The 19,416-nt window shown below is 75.4% G+C and carries 20 protein-coding genes and 1 pseudogene; 9 read left to right on the top strand and 12 right to left on the bottom strand.

Translation table 11 applies throughout. The features are described 5' to 3' along the window. Window positions 1–76 precede the first annotated feature (76 nt). Window positions 77–661: a pyridoxamine 5'-phosphate oxidase family protein gene (locus ACIRST_RS18255; protein WP_350520938.1), complete on the bottom strand. Its 585-nt coding sequence runs from the start codon at window positions 659–661 to the stop codon at window positions 77–79. 154 nt (window positions 662–815) lie between these two features. On the opposite strand from ACIRST_RS18255, the gene ACIRST_RS18250 reads away from it, so the two are divergent. Then, complete coding sequence (locus tag ACIRST_RS18250) at window positions 816–1,712, top strand: helix-turn-helix domain-containing protein (protein ID WP_402803111.1); 897 nt, start codon at window positions 816–818, stop codon at window positions 1,710–1,712. Between the two features lie 253 nt (window positions 1,713–1,965). Here ACIRST_RS18250 and ACIRST_RS18245 read toward each other — a convergent pair whose 3' ends face one another. After that, window positions 1,966–2,400 (bottom strand): CBS domain-containing protein, encoded by a 435-nt coding sequence (locus ACIRST_RS18245; protein ID WP_350520940.1) that lies wholly within the window; start codon window positions 2,398–2,400, stop codon window positions 1,966–1,968. A gap of 214 nt (window positions 2,401–2,614) precedes the next feature. On the opposite strand from ACIRST_RS18245, the gene ACIRST_RS18240 reads away from it, so the two are divergent. The 5 genes and pseudogenes from ACIRST_RS18240 (at window position 2,615) to ACIRST_RS18220 (ending at window position 6,302) form a co-directional block, all read left to right on the top strand. Beyond that, the gene (locus tag ACIRST_RS18240; protein WP_402803110.1) at window positions 2,615–3,511 is read left to right on the top strand and encodes a helix-turn-helix domain-containing protein; all 897 of its coding nucleotides are present in this window, start codon (window positions 2,615–2,617) and stop codon (window positions 3,509–3,511) included. A gap of 42 nt (window positions 3,512–3,553) precedes the next feature. Next, the gene (locus ACIRST_RS18235; RefSeq protein ID WP_350520942.1) at window positions 3,554–3,979 is read left to right on the top strand and encodes a VOC family protein; all 426 of its coding nucleotides are present in this window, start codon (window positions 3,554–3,556) and stop codon (window positions 3,977–3,979) included. 4 nt (window positions 3,980–3,983) lie between these two features. Then, a complete protein-coding gene (locus ACIRST_RS18230; protein WP_402803109.1) occupies window positions 3,984–4,343 on the top strand; it encodes an MmcQ/YjbR family DNA-binding protein in 360 nt (119 codons plus the stop codon). A gap of 126 nt (window positions 4,344–4,469) precedes the next feature. After that, window positions 4,470–5,339 (top strand): annotated as a pseudogene (ligD, locus tag ACIRST_RS18225) (non-homologous end-joining DNA ligase); the annotation flags it as partial. Window positions 5,340–5,447: 108 nt separating this feature from the next. Then, the gene (locus ACIRST_RS18220) at window positions 5,448–6,302 is read left to right on the top strand and encodes a DNA ligase (protein ID WP_402803162.1); all 855 of its coding nucleotides are present in this window, start codon (window positions 5,448–5,450) and stop codon (window positions 6,300–6,302) included. 76 nt (window positions 6,303–6,378) lie between these two features. On the opposite strand, the gene ACIRST_RS18215 is transcribed toward ACIRST_RS18220, so the two are convergent. The 7 genes from ACIRST_RS18215 to ACIRST_RS18185 form a co-directional block, all read right to left on the bottom strand. After that, the gene (locus tag ACIRST_RS18215) at window positions 6,379–6,963 is read right to left on the bottom strand and encodes a type 1 glutamine amidotransferase domain-containing protein (protein ID WP_402803108.1); all 585 of its coding nucleotides are present in this window, start codon (window positions 6,961–6,963) and stop codon (window positions 6,379–6,381) included. A gap of 11 nt (window positions 6,964–6,974) precedes the next feature. Further along, complete coding sequence (locus tag ACIRST_RS18210; RefSeq protein ID WP_350520945.1) at window positions 6,975–7,271, bottom strand: PRC-barrel domain containing protein; 297 nt, start codon at window positions 7,269–7,271, stop codon at window positions 6,975–6,977. A 4-nt stretch (window positions 7,272–7,275) separates the two neighbouring features. After that, window positions 7,276–7,683 (bottom strand): DUF3040 domain-containing protein, encoded by a 408-nt coding sequence (locus ACIRST_RS18205; RefSeq protein ID WP_396546231.1) that lies wholly within the window; start codon window positions 7,681–7,683, stop codon window positions 7,276–7,278. Window positions 7,684–7,749: 66 nt separating this feature from the next. Then, window positions 7,750–8,193, bottom strand: coding sequence for a hypothetical protein (locus ACIRST_RS18200; RefSeq protein WP_350520947.1), 444 nt, complete (start codon window positions 8,191–8,193; stop codon window positions 7,750–7,752). Window positions 8,194–8,391: 198 nt separating this feature from the next. After that, entirely contained in the window at window positions 8,392–8,994 is a 603-nt protein-coding gene (locus ACIRST_RS18195; RefSeq protein ID WP_402803107.1) for a GNAT family N-acetyltransferase, read from the bottom strand. 142 nt (window positions 8,995–9,136) lie between these two features. After that, window positions 9,137–9,793 carry a TNT domain-containing protein gene (locus tag ACIRST_RS18190; RefSeq protein WP_402803106.1) on the bottom strand — a complete coding sequence of 219 codons (657 nt, stop codon included), beginning with the start codon at window positions 9,791–9,793 and terminating at the stop codon, window positions 9,137–9,139. 225 nt (window positions 9,794–10,018) lie between these two features. Further along, window positions 10,019–11,302 (bottom strand): geranylgeranyl reductase family protein, encoded by a 1,284-nt coding sequence (locus ACIRST_RS18185; protein ID WP_350520950.1) that lies wholly within the window; start codon window positions 11,300–11,302, stop codon window positions 10,019–10,021. A gap of 444 nt (window positions 11,303–11,746) precedes the next feature. Here ACIRST_RS18185 and ACIRST_RS18180 point away from each other — a divergent pair, with 444 nt between their 5' ends. Then, entirely contained in the window at window positions 11,747–12,739 is a 993-nt protein-coding gene (locus ACIRST_RS18180; RefSeq protein ID WP_402803105.1) for an LPXTG cell wall anchor domain-containing protein, read from the top strand. Window positions 12,740–13,394: 655 nt separating this feature from the next. Here the strand turns inward: ACIRST_RS18180 and ACIRST_RS18175 are convergent. The 3 genes from ACIRST_RS18175 to ACIRST_RS18165 all read right to left on the bottom strand — a co-directional run bounded on the left by ACIRST_RS18175 (window position 13,395) and on the right by ACIRST_RS18165 (window position 16,957). Beyond that, complete coding sequence (locus ACIRST_RS18175) at window positions 13,395–14,495, bottom strand: ionic transporter y4hA (RefSeq protein ID WP_350520952.1); 1,101 nt, start codon at window positions 14,493–14,495, stop codon at window positions 13,395–13,397. Between the two features lie 90 nt (window positions 14,496–14,585). Beyond that, window positions 14,586–16,199: a serine/threonine-protein kinase gene (locus tag ACIRST_RS18170; RefSeq protein ID WP_402803104.1), complete on the bottom strand. Its 1,614-nt coding sequence runs from the start codon at window positions 16,197–16,199 to the stop codon at window positions 14,586–14,588. Further along, window positions 16,196–16,957, bottom strand: coding sequence for a serine/threonine protein kinase (locus tag ACIRST_RS18165; protein WP_402803103.1), 762 nt, complete (start codon window positions 16,955–16,957; stop codon window positions 16,196–16,198). The genes ACIRST_RS18170 and ACIRST_RS18165 overlap by 4 nt, the downstream gene beginning before the upstream one ends. Window positions 16,958–17,659: 702 nt before the next feature. Between ACIRST_RS18165 and ACIRST_RS18160 the strand changes: the two genes are divergently transcribed. Then, window positions 17,660–18,067, top strand: coding sequence for a hypothetical protein (locus tag ACIRST_RS18160; RefSeq protein WP_350520955.1), 408 nt, complete (start codon window positions 17,660–17,662; stop codon window positions 18,065–18,067). A gap of 426 nt (window positions 18,068–18,493) precedes the next feature. After that, entirely contained in the window at window positions 18,494–19,276 is a 783-nt protein-coding gene (locus tag ACIRST_RS18155) for a glucosamine-6-phosphate deaminase (protein ID WP_396546223.1), read from the top strand. Window positions 19,277–19,416: the final 140 nt, after the last annotated feature.

The raw sequence follows: 19,416 nt of genomic DNA, 5'->3' as shown, positions 1-19,416 counted from the left end.
AAGTAGGACCACCACGCTGCCGCCGCATCCCCCACGGGATGCGGCGGCTTCGTCGTCCCCGCGCCTTCCGGCCCCGTCAGGCCGGCCGGGCCGGGAGCGGCAGCGGGAGGGCGGGCAGCCCGTCGAGGCTGGTCCCGACGAGCGGCTTGCGCTCGCAGTAGGCGCCGAACTCCTCCTCGTCCTTGCGGTCGAAGTACTGCGCGTGCAGGTCGCGGTCGGCGCGGTAGTCCATGAACGGCACCGCGTAGCCGCAGGAGTCGCTCACCCGCTCGGCCTTGACCAGCACGATCGCCCGCAGGCCCGACCCGTCGGCGGCCGGGTCGAAGTGGCCGAGCAGCCCGGCGAAGCGCGGGTCGTCCCGGAAGACCGCCTCGCCCGTGCCGTGTACCCGCACCACGGTCGGCGGCCCCTCGAAGGAGCACCACATCAGGGTGATCCGGCCGTTCTCCCGCAGGTGGGCGACGGTCTCGGCCTGCGATCCGCCGAAGTCCAGGTAGGCGAGGGTGAGTTCGTCGATCACCGCGAGGGTGCCGGAACGGCCCTTCGGCGAGAGGTTGACGTGCCCGTCGGCGGCCAGCGGGGCCGTCGCCACGAAGTAGACCGGCTGGCGCTCGATGAAGGCGCGCAGTCGGCCGTCGATCGATTCGTACTGCTTTCCCATGTGCGCGATTGTGCACGCATCTCGACTGGCGGGAAAGAAGAATCCGTTCCGTGAGACCCACCTGACCTGCCGTCGACCCGCCCGGGGAGGTCGAGGACGGGCCCTAGAATGGTCTGCGTACATGTCACCCACCCCGCCCAGCACGGGAGTCGATATGTCCCGGAGCACCGTCCCGCCGACCGCGCCGGGGATGGTCCTCGGCACACCCGCCGCACCGCTGCGCCGGTACGTCCTCGGCTACCGCGGCTACCGGCTGGACCTGCGGCAGCCGCGCCGCCGACTGGAAGTGCCGACCGACGTGGTCACGGTGGCCCTCGCCTTCGAGGGCAGCATGCGCCTCACCGACGCCGTCTCCCCCGCGCCCGCCGCCTCCTTCGGATCGGTCGTGGCCGGGCTGCGCCGCACCGCGACGATCGCCCAACACTCGGGCGTCCTGCACGGGTTGGCCGTCTCGCTCACCCCGCAGGGCGCCTTCCGGGCGTTCGGTCCGCTGGCCGGCGACCTCGGCGGGCAGTGGGCCGAACCCGGGGACGTCCTCGGCCCGCGGCTGCGCGCGCTGACCGACCGCCTCGCCGACACCCCGAGCTGGTCCGCCCGGTTCGCCATGCTCGACGGCTACTTCGCCGCCCTGTTCGCGTACGGCCCGGACTGGGAGCCGTCCGTCCGCTGGGCCTGGCACCGACTGCGGCGCTCGCACGGGATGGTCCCGATCCACACCCTGGTCGAGGGCACCGGGTGGAGCCGCCGCCGACTGGAACTGCGCTTCCGCGAGCACCTCGGGCTGGCCCCCAAGCAGGCCGCCGGGATCCTCCGGCTCCAGCACACCCTCGGCGTCCTGGCCGCCCGCGCGGACCGCCCCACCGGCGCCGACCTCGCCGTGCTCTGCGGCTACTACGACCAGTCCCACCTCGACCGGAACTTCCGCGGCATGGTCGGCTGCTCGCCGCGCGAGTTCCTGGCCTCCCGCACCGGCACCGGCACCCTGCCCGAGCCCACCGACCGGGTGGCGGGGCGGGTGACCAGCGCACTCCTCGACCCCGGCGCGGCCTGAGCCGGGCCCCCGGCCCCGCTCCGGAGCGCGTGCGCATTCTTACAAGACGCACGGCGGCCCCGTCCGGCACCTTCGAAGAGCCCGGCCGGCACGGGGGGCCGGCCGGTCACGCTCACGGGCGCGGACGGGGCCGGGGCTCGACTCGGTGGCGGCCGAGCCCGGTCACTGCGTCAGGTCATCGCGGCGGGTCACCGCGACGCATCACCGCGTCGGGTCACCGCGGCGCATCACGGCGGCGGGCCGCCGGGGCGGGTCACTGCTTCATGTAGACGCTGTCCATGAAGTCGATGATCTGCTGGTCCGTCAGCCGCTGGCCGTCGCGGTGGCCCATCGCCAGGTCCGCCTCGCTGATCATGCCCACCAGCCGCTCCCCGTCGATCACGGGGATGCGCCGGATCTGGTGCTGCTCCATCTTGCGCAGCACCATGTCCATGCTGTCGTCGGCGCGCACGCAGTGCAGGTGGCCGGACAGGTCCATGGCCGTCATCTTGGACGGGTCCTTGCCCTCGGCGATACACCGCAGCACGATGTCGCGGTCGGTGATGATGCCCTTCAGCTTCTGGTCGTCGCCGCAGATCGGCAACGCGCCCACGTTCTTGTCGCGCATCATCATCGCGGCCTCGGCCAGCGTCTGGTGGGCGCCGATGCACTGGGCGCCGGTGTGCATGATGTCTCGGGCAGTGGTCACGGGGACTCCTTCGTCGGTGGTTCCCCCCGCATCCCCCCGGAACGGTGCGCCCCCGCGCCCGACACGGGCGCGAACGGGGTGACCGCGCCCTCACCATAAGCAACGCCGCGCCGGTCCGCGACCGCGCCGGACCCGCCGGGGAGGCAGCCGCGCCGGCCCGGCTGCCGGCCCGGCGACCCGGCGCCCGGCCTGCGGGAGCGCCGATACTGGGAGGGTGACCACGGACACCGCAGGGCCCGGTGCCGGGACCGTCGACGAGGCCGTCCGGGCCCGGCCCGCGACCGCGCTGCGCCCGTACGTGGCCTGGTACTCCGGCTACCGGCAGCGCGGCCTCGCCCCCGCCGTCCACCGCGGCCTGCCCTCCCCCCACCTGACCTTCATCCTCACCCTCGACGAACCCCTGGTGATCGCCGGCCACCCCGACCCGGCGCAACCGCCCGGCAGCTACCCGACCCTGCTCGGCGGCCTACACACCACCCCCGCGCTGATCACCCACGAGGGTGCCCAGTCCGGCGTGCAGATCGCCGTCCACCCGCTCGCCGCCCGGGCGCTGTTCGGCCTGCCCGCCGGGGAGTTGGCCGGGATCGACGTCCCCGCCGACGAGGTGCTCGGCGGGCTGGGCCCGCAGCTGCAGGACCGGCTGCGGGCCGCACGGACCTGGGAGGATCGGTTCGCCGTGCTGGACGGGGCGCTGCTGCGGGCCGCCCGGCCGTCCGGGCAGGTGCCGCCCGAGGTCGGCTGGGCCTGGCGGGCCCTGCGGCGCAGCGGCGGCGCGCTGCCGGTGGCGGCGCTGGCCCGGGAGACCGGCTGGAGCGCCCGGCACCTGCAGGAGCGGTTCCGGCGGGAGACCGGGCTGACGCCGAAGGCCGCCGCCCGGGTGATCCGCTTCGACCGGGCCCGGCACCTGCTGGCCGCCCCGGACCCGCCGTCCCGGTTGGCGGAACTGGCCGTGCGCTGCGGGTACTTCGACCAGGCGCACCTGGCCCGCGAGTTCCGCGCGCTGGCCGGGGCGGCGCCGAGCGCCTGGCTGGCGGCGGAGGGCCCGGACGCGGCGAAGTTCCGAAACGTCCAAGGCGGCGCCGCCGGGGCGGTCGCAGAGTGGGAGGCGTAGCGGATTCCCGCACCCACCCGAGCCGATCCCGAGGAGAGAGCCATGGACGCCACCGAGACCCCCGCCCCGCAGGTCTGGCCCAGCCTGCGCGCCACCGATGCCCGGGCGCTGATCCGCTTCCTGGTCGAGGCCTTCGGCTTCCGGGAGGTCGTCGCCTACGGTGAGGGCGAGTTCGTCGCCCACGCCGAACTGGCCTGGCCCGAGGGCGGCGGCGTGATGCTCGGCTCGGACCGCGAGACGCCCGACGGCGACTCGCCCTGGCCCGGCAAGCCGGGCGGCTTCACCGCCTACGTGGTCACCGCCGACCCGGACGCCCTGCACGCCCGCGCCGTGGCCGCCGGCGCCCGGATCACCACCGGGCTCCACGACACGGACTACGGCTCGCGCGACTTCGCCGCCACCGACCCCGAGGGCAACCGCTGGTACTTCGGCACCTACCCGGGCGCGCCCCGGCCCGCCGCGGGGTAGCGCCGTGCCCGGGGCGGCCCGCGGGCCGGTGGACCGGCTGCGGGCGCTCTGCCTGGCGCTGCCGGAGGTCGAGGAGCGGGTCAGCCACGGGGAGCCGACCTGGTTCGCGGGCTCCTGCCGCCGGGCCCGGGTGTTCCTGATGCTCTCGGACCACCACCACGACGACCGGCTCGGCTTCTGGTGCGCGGCGCCCGGCGGGGCGCAGGGGCGGCTGGTCGCGGAGGCCCCCGACCGCTACTTCCGGCCGCCGTACGTGGGACACCGGGGCTGGCTCGGCGTGTACCTGGACGGGCCGGCGCCGGACTGGGCCCGGATCGAGGACCTGGTCGCGGACGCCCACGCGCTGGTCGGCCCCGGAGGGTGACCGCCGCGCCCCCATGCGGGCCGGCGCCGGGAGGCGCCCGCCCGCCCCGGGCGGTGGCCGCCGAACCGCGGCAGACTGACTGCGGGGGCCACCCACCGGAGGCTTCGGAGACGGACCGTGCCGCAGATGACGGTGGACGGGCGCACCCTCGCGCTCTCCCACCTCGACAAGGTGTACTACCCGCGCACCGGAACCCCCAAGGGCGAGGTGCTGCGCTACTACGCCGCCGTCCACGCCGCGCTGCTCCCCCACCTGCGCGACCGCCCGGTCTCCTTCCTGCGCTGCCCGGACGGGGTCGAGGCGGAGGTCTTCGTCGCCAAGAACCCGCCCCCGGGCACCCCCGACTGGGTGCGCACCGTCGAGGTCCCGAGCAACACCGGGGAGCTGCGGCAGGTGGTGCTGGAGGACGGCGCGGCGCTGCTGTCCGTCGCCAACCTGGGCTGCCTGGAGCTGCACGTCCCGCAGTGGCACGCGGCCGCGCCCGCCCTCGCCGACCGGCTGGTGCTGGACCTCGACCCGGGCGAGGGCGCGGACGTCCTCACCTGCCGGGCGGTCGCGCTGCTGCTGCGCGAGCGGCTGGCGGCGGACGGCCTCACCGCCTGGGTGAAGACCTCCGGCTCCAAGGGCCTGCACCTGCTGGTCCCGATCGAGCCCACGCCCAGCGCCCGGGTCTCCGCGTACGCGAAGGAGCTCGCCGCCGCCCTGGAGGCCGAGCACCCGGAGCTGGCGGTGCACACCATGGCCAAGGCCCGGCGGCGGGGCCGGGTGCTGGTCGACTGGTCGCAGAACAACGCCAAGAAGACCACCGCCGCGCCGTACACCCTGCGGGCCCGGCCGCTGCCGACGGTCTCCACCCCGCTGTCCTGGGCCGAGCTGGAGCGGGCCGGCGGGGAGCGCGACCTGACCTTCACCCTCGCGGAGGTCCCGGACCGGCTGGCCGCCGACGGCGACCTGTTCGCCCCGCTGCTGGCCCCGGAGCAGGCCCGCCCGCTGCCGACCGCCCCCGCAGCCGGGCCGCGGCAGTCGGCACGCGACAGAAGGGGGCAGCCGGCGGCCCGGCGGGCGCGCGAGGTGCGGCAGATCCTGCAGCCGCCCGTCGAGGTGATGCGCCCCGCCGCCGTCACCGCCGTGCCGCCCGCCGACGGACTGGGCGGCGGTGGCGTGCAGTACGAACTGAAGCTGGACGGCTTCCGCTGCGTCGCGTTCGCCCGCGGCGACCGCCCGCCGGTCCTGCAGTCCCGCAGCGGACGCGACCTCGCCCCCGAGTTCCCGCCGATCGCCGACGCCGTCGCCCGGCTGCCCGAAGGGCTGGTGCTGGACGCCGAGCTGGTCGCCTGGCGCGGCGGCCGGTTCGCCTTCGGCGAGCTGCTGCGCACCCGCCGGGCCCGGGCCGCCGCCACGGACGTCGCACTCGGCCTGATCGCCTTCGACGTGCTGGCCCTGCCCGGCCGCGATGTCCGCCGGCTCCCGCTCACCGACCGCCGCCGGCTGCTGCTCGCGGCGCTGGCGGACGTCCCGCCGCCGGTCCAGCCGGTGCTGGCCACCACCGACCGGGCGGAGGCGCTGGAGTGGATGGAGCAGCTCGCCGACACCGGGGTGGAGGGCCTGGTCTGCAAGGCCGCCGCCTCCCCCTACCGGCCGAGCGGCGCCGGCCGGGTCTGGGTCAAGTACCGCCGCAGCGACACCCTGGACGCCACCGTCAGCGCCGTCACCGGCCCGGCCGCCCACCCGCACGCGCTGGTCCTCCGGCTCGACGACGGCCGGGTCTTCCTGACGACCCCCCGGCTCACCCCCGTCCAGTCCCGCGAGGTCGCCGACGTCGTCCGCCCCCTCCTCGGCCCGGCCGGCACCGACCCCGACCACGGCCCGGTCCACCCCCTGACCGCACCGCTGCGCGCCGAACTCACCCTCACCGGCCGCCCGCCGAGCGCCACCTTCGTCCGCCTCCGGGGCGACTGAGACCGCTCCCCCGCCGCTGGAGCCGCCTGCGGTCCCGCCGCTCGCTGCCGCCGCCGCTTCCACGCCGGTGCCGCTGCTACCTGTGCCGCTTGGCCGTGGCGTGGGCGAACTCCGTGACGAGCGCGTCCTCGAAGAGCGGCAGGTCGCCCGGCTTGCGGCTGGTGACGAGCGGGCCGGGTCCGTCGTGGCAGACGTGGACCGGTTCGTCGACCCAGTGCGCGCCGGCGTTGACCAGGTCGGTGCGCAGGCTGGGCCAGGAGGTGAGGGTGCGGCCCCGGACGGCGTCGGCCTCGATCAGGGTCCAGGCCGCGTGGCAGATCGCCGCGACCGGGCGGCCGCCGGCGCAGCAGGCGTGCACGAAGGCGACCGCCGGGCGGTCCAGGCGCAGGTGGTCGGGGTTGGCGACGCCGCCGGGCAGGATCAGACCGTCGTAGTCGGCCGGGTCGGCCTCGGCGACGAGGGCGTCCACCGCGAAGGTGTCGCCCGGGGCGCGGTGCCGGACGGCCTGGACCCGGCCCTTCGCGGTGGACAGCAGGCGCGGCGTGCCGCCGGATTCGGCGACGGCCTGCCAGGGGGAGGTCAGCTCGGCCTGCTCGACCCCGTACGGCGCGGCCAGGAAGGCGATCGTCCGGCCGGTGAGCGTGGTGGACGGCCAGGGCATGGCGCCGGGCCTCAGCGCGGGCGGGGGGCGGTCAGGTCGACGGCGGCGGGCGGCGCCGAGCTGAGCCTGGCCCGTGGGCAGTCGAGGTGGACGGCGAGGACGAGGTGGTCGACCCGGGCGACCGCGCCGACCGGGACGAGCACCCGGGTGCCCGGCACCCAGGGCTCGGCGTCGACCAGCAGGTGGTCCCCGGTGTCCTGCTCGACCGTGCCGACCGGGCCGTCGGTGGCCTGCACCTCGTACCCGACCAGGCCCGGGTCGGCGGCGGGATGGGAGCCCGGGCGGTGCTCCCAGAGGTCGGTGGTCATCGCGTCACGCCTCCGGTCGGTCCCAGGGCCGCCGTTCACGGCGTTCGCGGCGTTCCTCCGCCTCGGCGGTCTCGATCCGGCCCTCGCGGGCGGCGCTGCGACGGCGCAGCAGCTCCGAGGTGGCGACCGCAGCCGCCACGGTGGCCGCCCAGACCACGGCGAGCGCGGCCAGCACGGCGGTGGTCGGGGTCCGCGCGCCCACGCCGAGGCAGATCGCCGTCATCACCAGGACGGTCAGCACCACCCCCGCGGTGGCCCGGCGCCCGACGGCGCGGAGCACGCGCCGGACCCGGCTGGGCCGCTTGGCGCCCATCGTGCTCAGCTTCCGGTCGAGCCGCGTGTCCTGGCGCAGATCGGACTCGATCTCCTCAAGGAGCCGCCGCTCCCATCCGCTCAAAGCGGGACCGTCCATCTCGGTCACCTCCGACACTTCCGGTGACGTGCTCGCACCGGCTCGGTTTCCCGGTGCGGGCCGGCGCTAACCGTTCCGGGCACCGCCTGTTCCGGCGCCCACCGGTCCGAAGGCCCGGGGACGGGCCAGCAGGCTGTCGTCCAGGACGCGCAACAGGGCGGCGGCGTCGCGGTGGACCTCTGCCGCGCCCGCCGCCCGCAGCTCCGGACCGGCGTCACCGCCGGTCTCCAGGGCGACGCACGGCACTCCGGCCCGCCACGCCGCCCGTACCTCGCGCACGCTCCCCGCGACGGCCACCGCGTGCGAGGGCGTGCCGTCCAGCAGGTCCAGCGCGGCCCGGACCGGATCGATCCCGGGGTCGGCCACGGTCAGGGCCGGGGCCCCGGCGGGTCCCGGCCCGGTCAGCACGACCGTCCAGCCCCGGGCGGCGCACTCACGCAGCAGGTCCGCGCCACCGGGCGGCGCGGGCCGCCAGTCGGTACCGAAGAGAGCCGCCGAGATCACCGTCATGGCCACCGCTTCCGTTCGCAGGCCACGCGCCGTATGCGCCCTTCCAGGTTAGGCCGCTCCTCCGCCCGGCGCGCTGCCTGCCGGGCCGGGGCTTCCGGGAGCGGTGCAACGGGCACCGCGGCGGGACGGGCACGGCAGGACGGAAGCAGCCGGAAGGAAGCGGCGGGACGGGAGTGACCGCGCCCGGGTGGGGCGGCCCTAGCCGGCGAAGGGGTCCGAGGCCAGCCGGGCGTGCAGGTGTTCGTCCTGGTAGTCGCGCCCTTCGAAGCGCCACGAGGCGCGCAGGGTGCCCTCGTACGGGAAGCCGGCGCGCTCGGCGACCCGGCAGGAGTCGTCGTTGCCGACGGCGTGGAACAGCTCGATGCGGCGGGCGTCGGCGGTCTCGACGGCCCAGCGGGTGACGGCGGTGGCCGCGCGGGTGGCCAGGCCCCGGCCGCGGGCGGCGGCGAGCAGCCAGTAGCCGATCATGGCGACGCCGTCGGCCTGGTTGCTCCAGCGCAGGAAGGCGTTGCCGAGGAGGGTGCCGTCGGCGGCGTCGGTGACCGCGAAGCCGGCCATGGTGCCGTCGGCCCAGTGGGCGTCGCAGCGGTCCAGGTAGGCCTCGGCGGCGGCCGGATCGGTGGCGCTCAGCGGGTTCCAGCGGGCGATCTCCGGGTCCGTCGACGCCGCGACGAGCGCGGGGACGATCCCGCCGGGCACGTCGAGGGCCCGCCCCCAGGGGTGCAGCAGGGCGTCGCCGAGGTCGAGGACGGCGGGGCGGAAGACGCGCCGGTCGGTGGTGGGGTCGCTGGTGGTGGTCACCCGCTCTTCCTATCGTCCGCTCGCCCGGGGCCGCCAACGATTAATCCGGGTCGCCGACGGACGGGGTGACCGCGCGCCGACGGACGGGGTGACCGCGCGGCGCAGGGCGCCGGGCCCCGCGCCGAGCGGTCATGACGGCGGTTCAGATCCGGGCCAGGTAGCCGTTCTCCACCAGCCAGAGGACGTTCAGCCTGGCCGGGCCCGCGGGCAGCAGGGCCGCGTCGAGCTGGTACTGCAGGCCCCAGCCGGGCTGGTCGAACCAGGGCGCGATCGGGCCGGCGTGCACCGTGAACGCCTTGACCACCTTGTAGTCGTGGTAGTTGCAGGCGGCCGGCGGATTGCCGTCCAGGCTCTGCGGCGGTATCGCGCGGTTGGCGTAGGGCAGGCCCTCGGGGGCGAGGAAGGAGCCGTACTCGCTGCCGTAGCGGTCGATGTTCTGGTCGGGGTGGAGCGTGATGTCGAACTCGATCGGGCTGCCGTCGGGCAGGGTGACGTAGCCGTCGGCGGGCGGGTAGATCCAGCCGCCCTTGCCGCCGTTGGCGGTCGCGTCGTAGTAGTGCGCGAGGAAGGCCTGCTCGCTCGCGCCGCCGGTGCGCCGGTAGCCGGTCAGCTGGCGGCCGACGCGGCCGGTGGTCGGCAGGTCCTGCGGGCCGAGGCGGGCGTCGTCGTGGTGGAAGGCGGCGGAGCACTGGTCGGAGGGGGCGGCTGACGGGGCGGCCGCGATGGCGGGGATGCTCGGGGCGAGCACGGCGGCGGCCGCGGCGAGGGGTGCGACGAGCAGGCGAAGGCGAAGGCGCACGGTGTCTCCGTCGGACGGGTCGGCGGTCGGGTGGGAGCCGCGGAGGGGTGTGCGGAGGGGGCGTTCCGCTCACTCTTCGTGGCTGATTCGACACCAGGCAATCGGATCACCTGATCATTCGTCAACATGACCCTGACATCAGCCCGTTCGCCTCTGCCGATTCGGCCGAAGCCCTGACACGACGACCGCCCACCCGCGAGGATGGGCGGTTCGGCGGTCCCGCGGTCAACGCCCCGGCGCGACCCGCCCGAGCAGGTGGAGCAGCCGGTCGAGGGAGTCCTTGGAGTTGGGCTCGGTCAGGTTGACCATGAGCCGGAACGCCACCTTCAGCAGCGCCGGGCGGCCGAGGCCGGCGGCCCCGGCGGCACCGAGCAGCTTGGGCCGCCCCAGCAGGTCGGCGGCCAGGCGGCCGAGTGCGAAGTAACCGGCGTAGGCGGAGTGCAGCGTCCGCGGGTAGGCGCGCAGGGCGAGCTCCCGGCCGCGGTCGGTGCGGCGGGCCAGGGCCTGGACGATGGTCTCGGCGGCGTAGCGGCCGGATTCCATCGCGTAGGCGATGCCCTCGCCGGTCCCCGGGCTGACCGTGCCGCCCGCGTCGCCGACCAGCAACAGGCCGTCCGCGTAGTGGGGCCGGCGGTTGAGGCCCATCGGGAGGGCGGCACCGCGGATCGGCTCGGTGACGCCGTCGGGGCTGTAGCCGTACCCGGGCGGCAGCTCCTCGCACCAGCGGCGCAGCAGTTCCCGCCAGTCCACGTCGGTGCCGGCGGTGTCCAGGACGCCGAGGCCGACGTTGGCGGTGCCGTCGCCCATGCCGAACACCCAGGCGTAGCCGGGCAGCAGGCGCCGGGTCCGGTCGCTCGGGTCGCGCAGGTCGAGCCAGGCCTCCAGGTAGCGGTCCTCGTGGCGCGGGGTGGTGAAGTACGTCCGGTAGGCGACGCCCATCGCACGGTCGGTGCGGCGGTAGCGCTTCATGGCGACGGACAGCCGGGTGGAGTTGCCGTCGGCGGCGACCACGACCGGGGCCCGGTAGGCGACGGGCTTGCGGTCCTCGCCCAGCCTGGCGGTGACTCCGGTGATCCGGCCGGTCCGCTCGTCGACCAGGGGGCCCGCGACATTGGCGCGTTCGATCACCCGGGCACCGTAGGAGGCGGCCTTCTGCGCGAGCAGGTGGTCGAAGTCGGCGCGGCGGCGCACCAGTCCGTACCCGGGGAAGGCGGAGAGCTCGGGCCAGTCGAACTCCATCGAGCGCCGGCCGGAGACCAGCCGCAGGCCCCGGTTGTGCAGCCAGCCGGCCTCCTCGGAGACGTCGATGCCGAGGTCGGTCAGCTGCTTGACGACGCGCGGGGTGAGGCCGTCGCCGCAGACCTTCTCGCGCGGGAAGGCGGACTTCTCCAGCAGCAGGACGTCCAGGCCGGTCCGCGCCAGGTGGGCGGCAGCGGTGGAGCCGGACGGGCCGGCGCCGACCACGATGACGTCGGCGCTCTCCTCGGCGGTCTGCTCGGGGCCGGGCATCGCACTCTCCCACGGGTCGGCTCGGCTGCACGTGCAGCGGAGTCAGCGGACTGGGCGGTTCCAGACGGACGATAGAGAAACCTGGCGCCCGCCCGCCGCCCCGACACGCAGGCCGCGCCCGGGGACCGGTCAATACCGGCCACGTCGGTGTCACGGGTTCACCCGCCGGATCGGGGACCGGAGTTGACCGGCGCCGACCGCAACACCGACTGGAGCGCACACGATTCCATGACAACCGGGTGATCGGATCGTTGTAACGAACTAGTCGGGACCAACCGACCAGAGCAACGCATTTCGGCCAAACCTCCCTTGCGTCACGTTTCTCTCTGCGGGAACTTTTGTGCCCCTCACGTCGTACGGCACCGGCTCCGGCCGAACGGCCGACCAGAGGCTCCCTCCCACCGCGCAGGTGCGTCCCGGCCTGCCGTACCCGATGGAACACCCATGCACATCCGCTCCACCGCCGCGCGCTCCCTGGTGGCCGTCCCGACCGCCGCCGCCCTGATGCTGCTCGCCCCCGCCGCCGCGCACGCCGTCGCCGGTGGCGGTGGCAAGGGTGGTGCCCCCGGCAACAACGGCACCGTCAAGATCCACGACGCCGCCACCGGTCAGGAGGACGTCCGCAACGAGCCCAAGGTCTGCACCTTCTACCTGGACTCCTTCGGCTTCGACGCCAACCAGGACGTGATCTGGGCGATCACCACCGTCGGCGGCGGCCCGAACGAGAAGCTCGTCGCGTACGGCGACATCCCGGTCGACGGCCACGGCCACGTCCGCACCGAGGACATCCACCTGCCGGACGGCCACTACAAGCTGTACTGGCAGTCCGTCGAGCTGGTCAACGGCGAGCTGCCCGAGGACACCAAGCTCAACAACCCCAAGCAGAAGGTCTTCAAGGTCGACTGCGGCGGCGAGACCCCGGCCCCGACCGGCAAGCCCTCGCCGACCGGGACGCCGACCCCGACCAAGACGCCCACCAAGGCCCCGACCGGCAGCCCGACCTCCGTGCCGACCACGCCGGCGCACAGCCCGTCCGCTCCGGCCACGCCCTCGGCCCCGGCCACGCCGACCGCCACCGCGAAGCCGTCGGAGACCCCGACCGCCACGCCCACCACTCCGGCGGCCACCGCCCCGGCGACCGGCGAGCCGACCGCCGCCCCCACCGACGTCCCGAGCGCGGGCCCGTCGACCCCGCCGACCGCCACCGTGCCGGTGCACACCCCGACCACCGACACCCCGGTCAACCCGGACGCGCCGCTGCCGCTGCCCAAGAAGGTCAGCGTCCCCACCCCGATCCCGGGCGCCCCCTCGGACGGCAAGAAGCTGGCCACCACCGGTAGCGACGGCACCCTGCTGTACGCGGGCGCCGGCACCGTCCTGCTGGCCGCCGGCGCGGGCGCGGTGGTCTTCGCCCGCCGTCGCCGCACCTCGGCCTGAGGCACCTCCGCCTGAGGCCCACCCGTCCCCGGGCATGCCTCAGGCGGGGCGCCGGATGTCGGCGCACCCGGTGCCGATGCACCTGGTGCCGGGGGCAGCTGTTGCCCCGTGACACCGAGCCCGCCCGGGGCGCTGACCCCGCCCCGGGCACCCGCCGCGTCTGAGCCGCGGCACCACGGAGCCCCTGACCCCGCGAGCAGCCGCGGGGCCAGGGGCTCCGTGTCGTACGGCGGCGCCCGTGGCCCGCGCGGGCCACGGCCGACGGCGCCGCCGACGACGACGAGGGCCCCGGATCACGGGGGTGGGACCAGGGGCCCTCGATCTGACCTACGGCCGGCCCGCCGCCCGGGGTTCACCGCCGGCACCACGAATGCCACGGCGTTACGAACGCCACGGGCTCCACGGGCTCCACGGGCTCCACGGCCACGGTTCCGGAGGGCGGAAGCCCCCGGCCCCATGGGGGAACCGGCCAGGGGCTTCCGCCCTCCAGAACGGACGACCTGCCGTCGGCGGTTCACCGCCCGCTCCGCCCGCTCAACCGACGCCGACGCCGGCACCGGCACCGGCACCGGCTCCGGCTCCGAAAGACCGGAAGCCCCTGGCCCACGGGGGAACGGGCCAGGAGCTTCCACCCCGGACTACGGCCGACCGGCCGTCACGGGTTCACCGCCAGCACCACGTACCCCGCCAGCACCGCCAGGTGCACCGCGCCCTGCAGCGGCGTCGCCCGGCGCGGGATCACCGTGAGGATGCCCACCACGACCGTCAGCGCCAGCAGCACCATGTGCGCCGGGCCGAGGCCCAGGACGAGCGGGCCGGACAGCCAGGTGGAGGCGATCGCGACCGCCGGGATGGTCAGGCCGATGCTGGCGAGCGCGGACCCCAGGGCCAGGTTGAGGCTGGTCTGCACCCGGTTGCGGACGGCCGCGCGCAGCGCCGCGATGGTCTCCGGCAGCAGCACCATCATGGCGATCACGACACCGACGACGGAGTGCGGGAGTCCGGCGTCGTCCACCGCCTTCTCGATGGTCGGCGAGACGCCCTTGGCCAGGCCCACCACCGCGACCAGCGCGACGGCGAGCAGCAGCAGGCTGACCCCGGCGGCCCGGAGGGTGGGCGGGCTCGCGTGGTCCTCCTCGTCCAGCACCCGGCCCTCGGGGGTGACGGCCAGGAAGTAGTCCCGGTGCCGCACCGTCTGGGTGGTCACAAACAGCCCGTAGAGCACGAGCGAGGCGGTGGCCGCGTACGCCAGCTGGGTGGTCGAGAACTGCGGGCCCGGCGAGCTGGTGGTGAAGGTCGGCAGCACCAGGCTGAGGGTCGCGAGGGTGGCGATGCAGGCCAGTGCGGCGCCGGTGCCCTCGGCGTTGAACACGGCGGTGCGGTACTTGACCGCGGCGACCAGGATGGACAGGCCGAGGATCCCGTTGCAGGTGATCATCACGGCGGCGAACACGGTGTCCCGGGCCAGAGTGGCGGACTTGTCCCCGCCGTCGGCCATCAGCGTCACGATCAGCGCGACCTCGATCACGGTGACCGCCACCGCGAGCACCAGCGATCCGAACGGCTCCCCCGACCAGTGCGCGATGACCTCGGCGTGGTGCACGGCGGCCAGCACGGCGCCCACCAGGAAGCAGGCGACCACGCCCACCACCCAGCCGGGCAGGTCCTCGTGCCAGGTCAGGGCGAGGACGACGAACGACACCACCGGAACGACGACGGTCCATTGCACGGCAGCCGCACGGAGCTTCGTGATCATGCCGCGAGGATCCCAGACCGCCGGCCGCTCGCCCGGGTGCCCGCGCCGGGATGCGTATGGATGTGGCACAACTCGTCCCGGCCCCCGCCCTCACCCTCCGTAGTCGGCGAGGTAGCGGAGCACCTTGTCGACATGGGCGCGGACCCGGTCCGGGACTCCCCCGGCCGACTCCACCGTCTTGTCGCTGGTCCGGTAGGCGGCCGAGACCAGCGCGGGCAGGTCGCGGGTGAACCCGGCCCGTTTGAGCTGCTGGTCCAGCCAGCAGACGTAGTTGCCCATCGCGGCGATGGCGTCGCCCGGGTCCAGGTAGGACTTGGGGCCTGCGTGGGTGGCCGCCTTGGCCCAGGCGTCGAAGACGGCGGGCGTCCACATGGCGATGCCGTACTCGCCGGTCTCCGGGCGGGCGGCGTTCGGGTCGAAGCCGCTCTCGGCCTTCAGCATCGCGGCCAGCAGCACCGGGGTGACCTCCCGCTCGGGGCAGCGGCGGGCGGCGTTCAGGATCATGTCCCGGTAGGCGACCGGGACGTCCGAGTCCGCCGGGATCGCGCCGGGCAGCGGGGGCGGGCCGCGGTGGGCGCCCGGGCCGGCGGGTTCCGGCCCCCCGGTCAGTGCGAGGACGGTGAACGCGCAGGCCAGCGCACCCGCACCGGCCCGCAGCGCGGCGCGGCGACGCCGGGCCGGACCGGCGGTCGCCCGGGCGACCAGCGCGGCGAGGTCGACGCGGGCCCGCTCCTCCCGCCCGGGGGCCAGGCAGGCGGCGACCACGGGCCGCCAGGGTGCGGGCAGCGCCTCGTCCAGCCGCAGCGGCGCGGCGCCGCGCGCGTACGCCTGGGCGGCCAGCGAGCGGGCCCGGGCGGTGGCGCCGAGGAAGGGGTGCAGCCCGCCGGTGAGCAGCTGGTGGGCGATCACCCCGAAGGCCCAGACGTCGGCACTGGGGCGCACCGCGACCCCGCGCGCGCCGGTGCGCTGGGACCACCACTCGGGCGGGACGTGGTCGGGCGAGCCGAGCGGCGGGGCGTACGCGTGGGTGCCCTCCAGCTCGGCGGTGAGGCCGAAGTCGGCGATCCTGGCGCTGCCGTCGGGCATCAGGAGGATATTGGCCGGTTTCAGGTCCCCGTGTACCCAGCCGGCCCGGTGCATGTGGGTCAGCCCCGCGCAGACCTCGGCGAGGACGCGCTCGGCGCCGGGCACCGCCGTGCCCGGTCGGGCGACGGCCAGCACGTCCTGGAGGCTGCGGGCGGCACGCTCCATCACCAGGGCGACGGCGCCGTCCAGGGCCGGGTGGTCCGGGTCCTCGACGGTGACCACGGCGAGGGTGCGGATGAGGTTCGGGTGGTCGGCGCGGCGGCTGAAGCGCTGCTCGCTGCGGGCCATCTGGGCCACCGTCCGACGCTGTCCGGGGCTGAACCGGGCGGCCCCGAGCAGTTTGACGGCGGCCCGGGTGCCGTCCGGGCCCTCGGCGGCGTGGACGCTGCCCCAGGCGCCCGCGCCGAGGAACGCGCCGAGGCGGTAGCCGGCGATCGGGTAGCCGTCCGGGACGTCGAAGGGCGGGCCGCCCTCCGGCCCACGGCTTTCCGGCCCACGGCTTTCCGGCGGGCGCGCCTCCGAGGGCTCGGGCTGTTCGGACGGCCCCTGCGCCCCTGGCTGTTCGGACGGCCCGTGCGCCCCGGACGGCTCCGGCCCGGGCCCGGCGGCGGGCTTCACGGCCGGGCGGCCGCGCGCCGGGGCGGGAGCAGGGCCAGGTGCTCCTCCCGGACGAGGTCGAACTTCAGTGCCAGGGCGGCGAGTTCCTCGCGCTTGCCGCCACCCGGGCCCTCCTCGTACGGCTCGCGGAGCCGCAGCTTGGTCTCCACCAGGTAGTCGATGTGGTAGTTCACCGCCGAGCGGGTCAGCCCGCGGCAGGAGGGCAGGGCGCGCAGCCGGCCCAGCACCTCGGTCACGCCCGGGACGACGGCGGCGGAGGGCGAGCGCAACCGCGGCTCGCACAGCGCGAGCAGCACCAGGAAGTACTTGGCGGTCGGGTCCAGGGCGAAGGGGCTGACGGTGTGTTCGCCGTCGGCGCCGCCGGGCCGGCCGTCCAGGTAGGCGTGCTGCGGGGCGAAGACCTTGAAGGAGGCGGGTTCGCCCAGCGCGGGCAGCAGCACCCGGGAGAGCTCGAACGGCACGGGCGCGCCGAGCCGGCCGGGGGCGACCTTGATGTGCTCGCCCGCGCCCTCCAGGTTCTCCACGACGTAGGTGGCGGAGCCGCTGAAGTTGGACAGCCGCCAGTAGTCCTCGGCCGCGACCACCTCGCCCGCGCGGCGGGAGACACCTTGGTCGGGCAGTGGGATGGCGACCGGCCGGCCGGGCTCGCCGCGGCCGAACACCGCGGCCTCGCCGGGGCCCATCCGCACCAGACCGGGCGCTTCTCGGAGCGCCATCTCGGGCCCCGGACAGGGAAGTTGCACGATGACCGTGTCCACGCAGCCACCTCCGTGGGATCGGATCGATGGTATCCGCCCGATTCGCCCCGGAGGCAAACCGCCACCCGGACGAGTGAAGGGACACCGCCAACCCCGCCCGGCCCGCCGGGAGTTGCCGTCCACTCACCGCGAGGAGCACGTCGGCGACGCGCTCCGGCGACCGTTTCGGGGGCCGTGCCGCGCCGGGCACCCACGTGACCAGAGAGGCAAAGGGTGATCCAAGAGACGGTCAAGGAGGCGTGGAGGACACGCCGATCCGCCGCCGTCCGGACCGCACGGACCCCTTCGGCAGCACGGGCACCGTGTCCGTCCACCCCCGTACGGCGACCCGGGCGCCTTCCGGGCGCGGCCCGGGACGACCCGCGGACCGCGAAGCGTCGGGCAACGGTTTCGGCCGGGCGATCCCACCCCGTTCACCCGGGAATACCGGTGCTGAGCTGGGGAGATGCTGCGCGTCGGACCGGCACCCCGGCACCGCCGGACGGCGGGGCGGAGGCAGAACGCCGGACGGTGCCATCGCGCACGAACTGATCATCCGTCAGATCGGCAGCTGTCCGGATACCGAACACTCGGTGAATGGTTGCAGCATGTAGTTGAATGGTCACCATGAGTGTGACGCAACGCACACACGCGACGTCCACAATGTGTGCAACACTCATCCCAAGGAGTGAGATTCCCTTAATTTCCAAGGAGGTTCGCATCATGCGCACTCGGATCGCAGCTGTGATGATGACGGTGGCAGGGATCGCCGGGCTGACGGCGGGCCCGGCCCTGGCTGCCACGGCAACGTCCGAGACCGACGCCGTGGCCTGCGTCACGGTGCTCAACCGCCCCTGCGTCTCGCACCAGACCGACGGCGAGGGCTTCGTCGGCGTCGCCCAGGTCACCGCCGACCCGGGCCAGTTGACGATCGTGAAGGTCGAGGTCCGCACCCAGGCCGCGTGGGGCAGCCCGTGGGAGACCGCCGCCTCGGCCACCACCGTACGGTTCGGCTCCGCCAAGGCCGTCACCCCGCGCGTCGTCACCACCGACCTGCACATGATCTGCGCCACCGCCGGCCCGGCGCTGGACGCGGCCAAGCAGGTCACCACCTGTACCAACCCGTTCTGATCACGGGGCCCTTGACGGGCAGCACGCGCGCCGCCGCCGGCACGACCGAACGGCAGCGGTGACGACAGGACGAGCCGGGGCGCCGCCCCGCTCGGGGCCGGTCGCCGGGACCCCCGTTCCCGGCGACCGGCCCGTCGGCGTTCGGGCCTGTCGGAGTTGGGACCCGTCGGCATTCGGGCTCGTCCGACGCCCTGGCCCGGGCCGGGCCGACACCCAGGCCCCGCGCCGGGGCCCGGCCACCCACCACCCGGCCACCACCCGGCCACCACCGCGCGGAGTCCCCACCCCGGAGCCCGGCGGGAGAACAGCAGGCCACGGACCGGCTCCGACCGGGCCCCGGGTGGACCTGGGGCACCCGTTCACGGCAAACTGGTCTAGACCTCGGAGGTCTAGACCTCAGACGCGCCTCAGAACGGTGGACCCAGTATGGAAATCGTGATCGTCCCAGACGCCCGGGCGGCCGGCGAACTCATCGCCGCGGCGATCACCGATCTGCTGACCGACAAGCCCGACGCCCTGCTCGGCGTGGCGACCGGTTCGACCCCGCTGCCGATCTACCAGTCCCTCGCCGCCCGGGTCGGCGACGGCCGGCTGGACGCGTCCCGGGCGCGCATCTGCCAGCTGGACGAGTACGTCGGCCTGCCGGCCGGCCACCCGGAGTCCTACCGCTCCGTGGTGCTGCGCGAGGTCGTGGAGCCGCTCGGTCTGACCGAGGACTCCTTCCTGGGCCCGGACGGCAATGCGGCGGACATCGCCGGCGCGGCCGCCGCCTACGACCGTGCACTCGCCGAGGCCGGCGGCGTCGACCTCCAGCTGCTCGGCATCGGCACCGACGGCCACATCGGCTTCAACGAGCCCTGCTCCTCGCTGGCCTCCCGGACCCGGATCAAGACCCTGACCCGGCAGACCCGCGAGGACAACGCGCGCTTCTTCGACAGCATCGACGAGGTCCCGCACCACGTCATCACCCAGGGCATCGGCACCATCCTGGAGGCCCGCCACCTGGTGCTGCTCGCCACCGGCGAGGCCAAGGCCGAGGCCGTCGCCCTCGCCGTCGAGGGCCCGCTGTCCGCCGTCGTCCCCGCCTCGGCGCTCCAGCTGCACCCGCACGCGACCGTGGTGGTCGACGAGGCCGCCGCCTCCCGCCTCAAGCTCGCCGACTACTTCCGCGACACCTACGCGGCCAAGCCGTCCTGGCAGAAGCTCTGAGCGCTCCCGCGGCGCAGCCGTGACGGCCGGGGGGGCGGGGCCCCCCCCCCCCGGGGGGGGGGGGCCCCCGCGGGGGGGGGGCCGGGGGGGGGGCGCCCGGGGGGCGGGGGGCGGCCCCCCCCCGCCCCGCGGCGGCGGCC

The organism is Kitasatospora sp. NPDC101447, from assembly GCF_044767225.1.
Classification (GTDB): Bacteria; Actinomycetota; Actinomycetes; order Streptomycetales; family Streptomycetaceae; genus Kitasatospora.
Note: the sequence above shows the minus strand (reverse complement) of the source record. Positions and strands in the feature narration are given on the sequence as shown.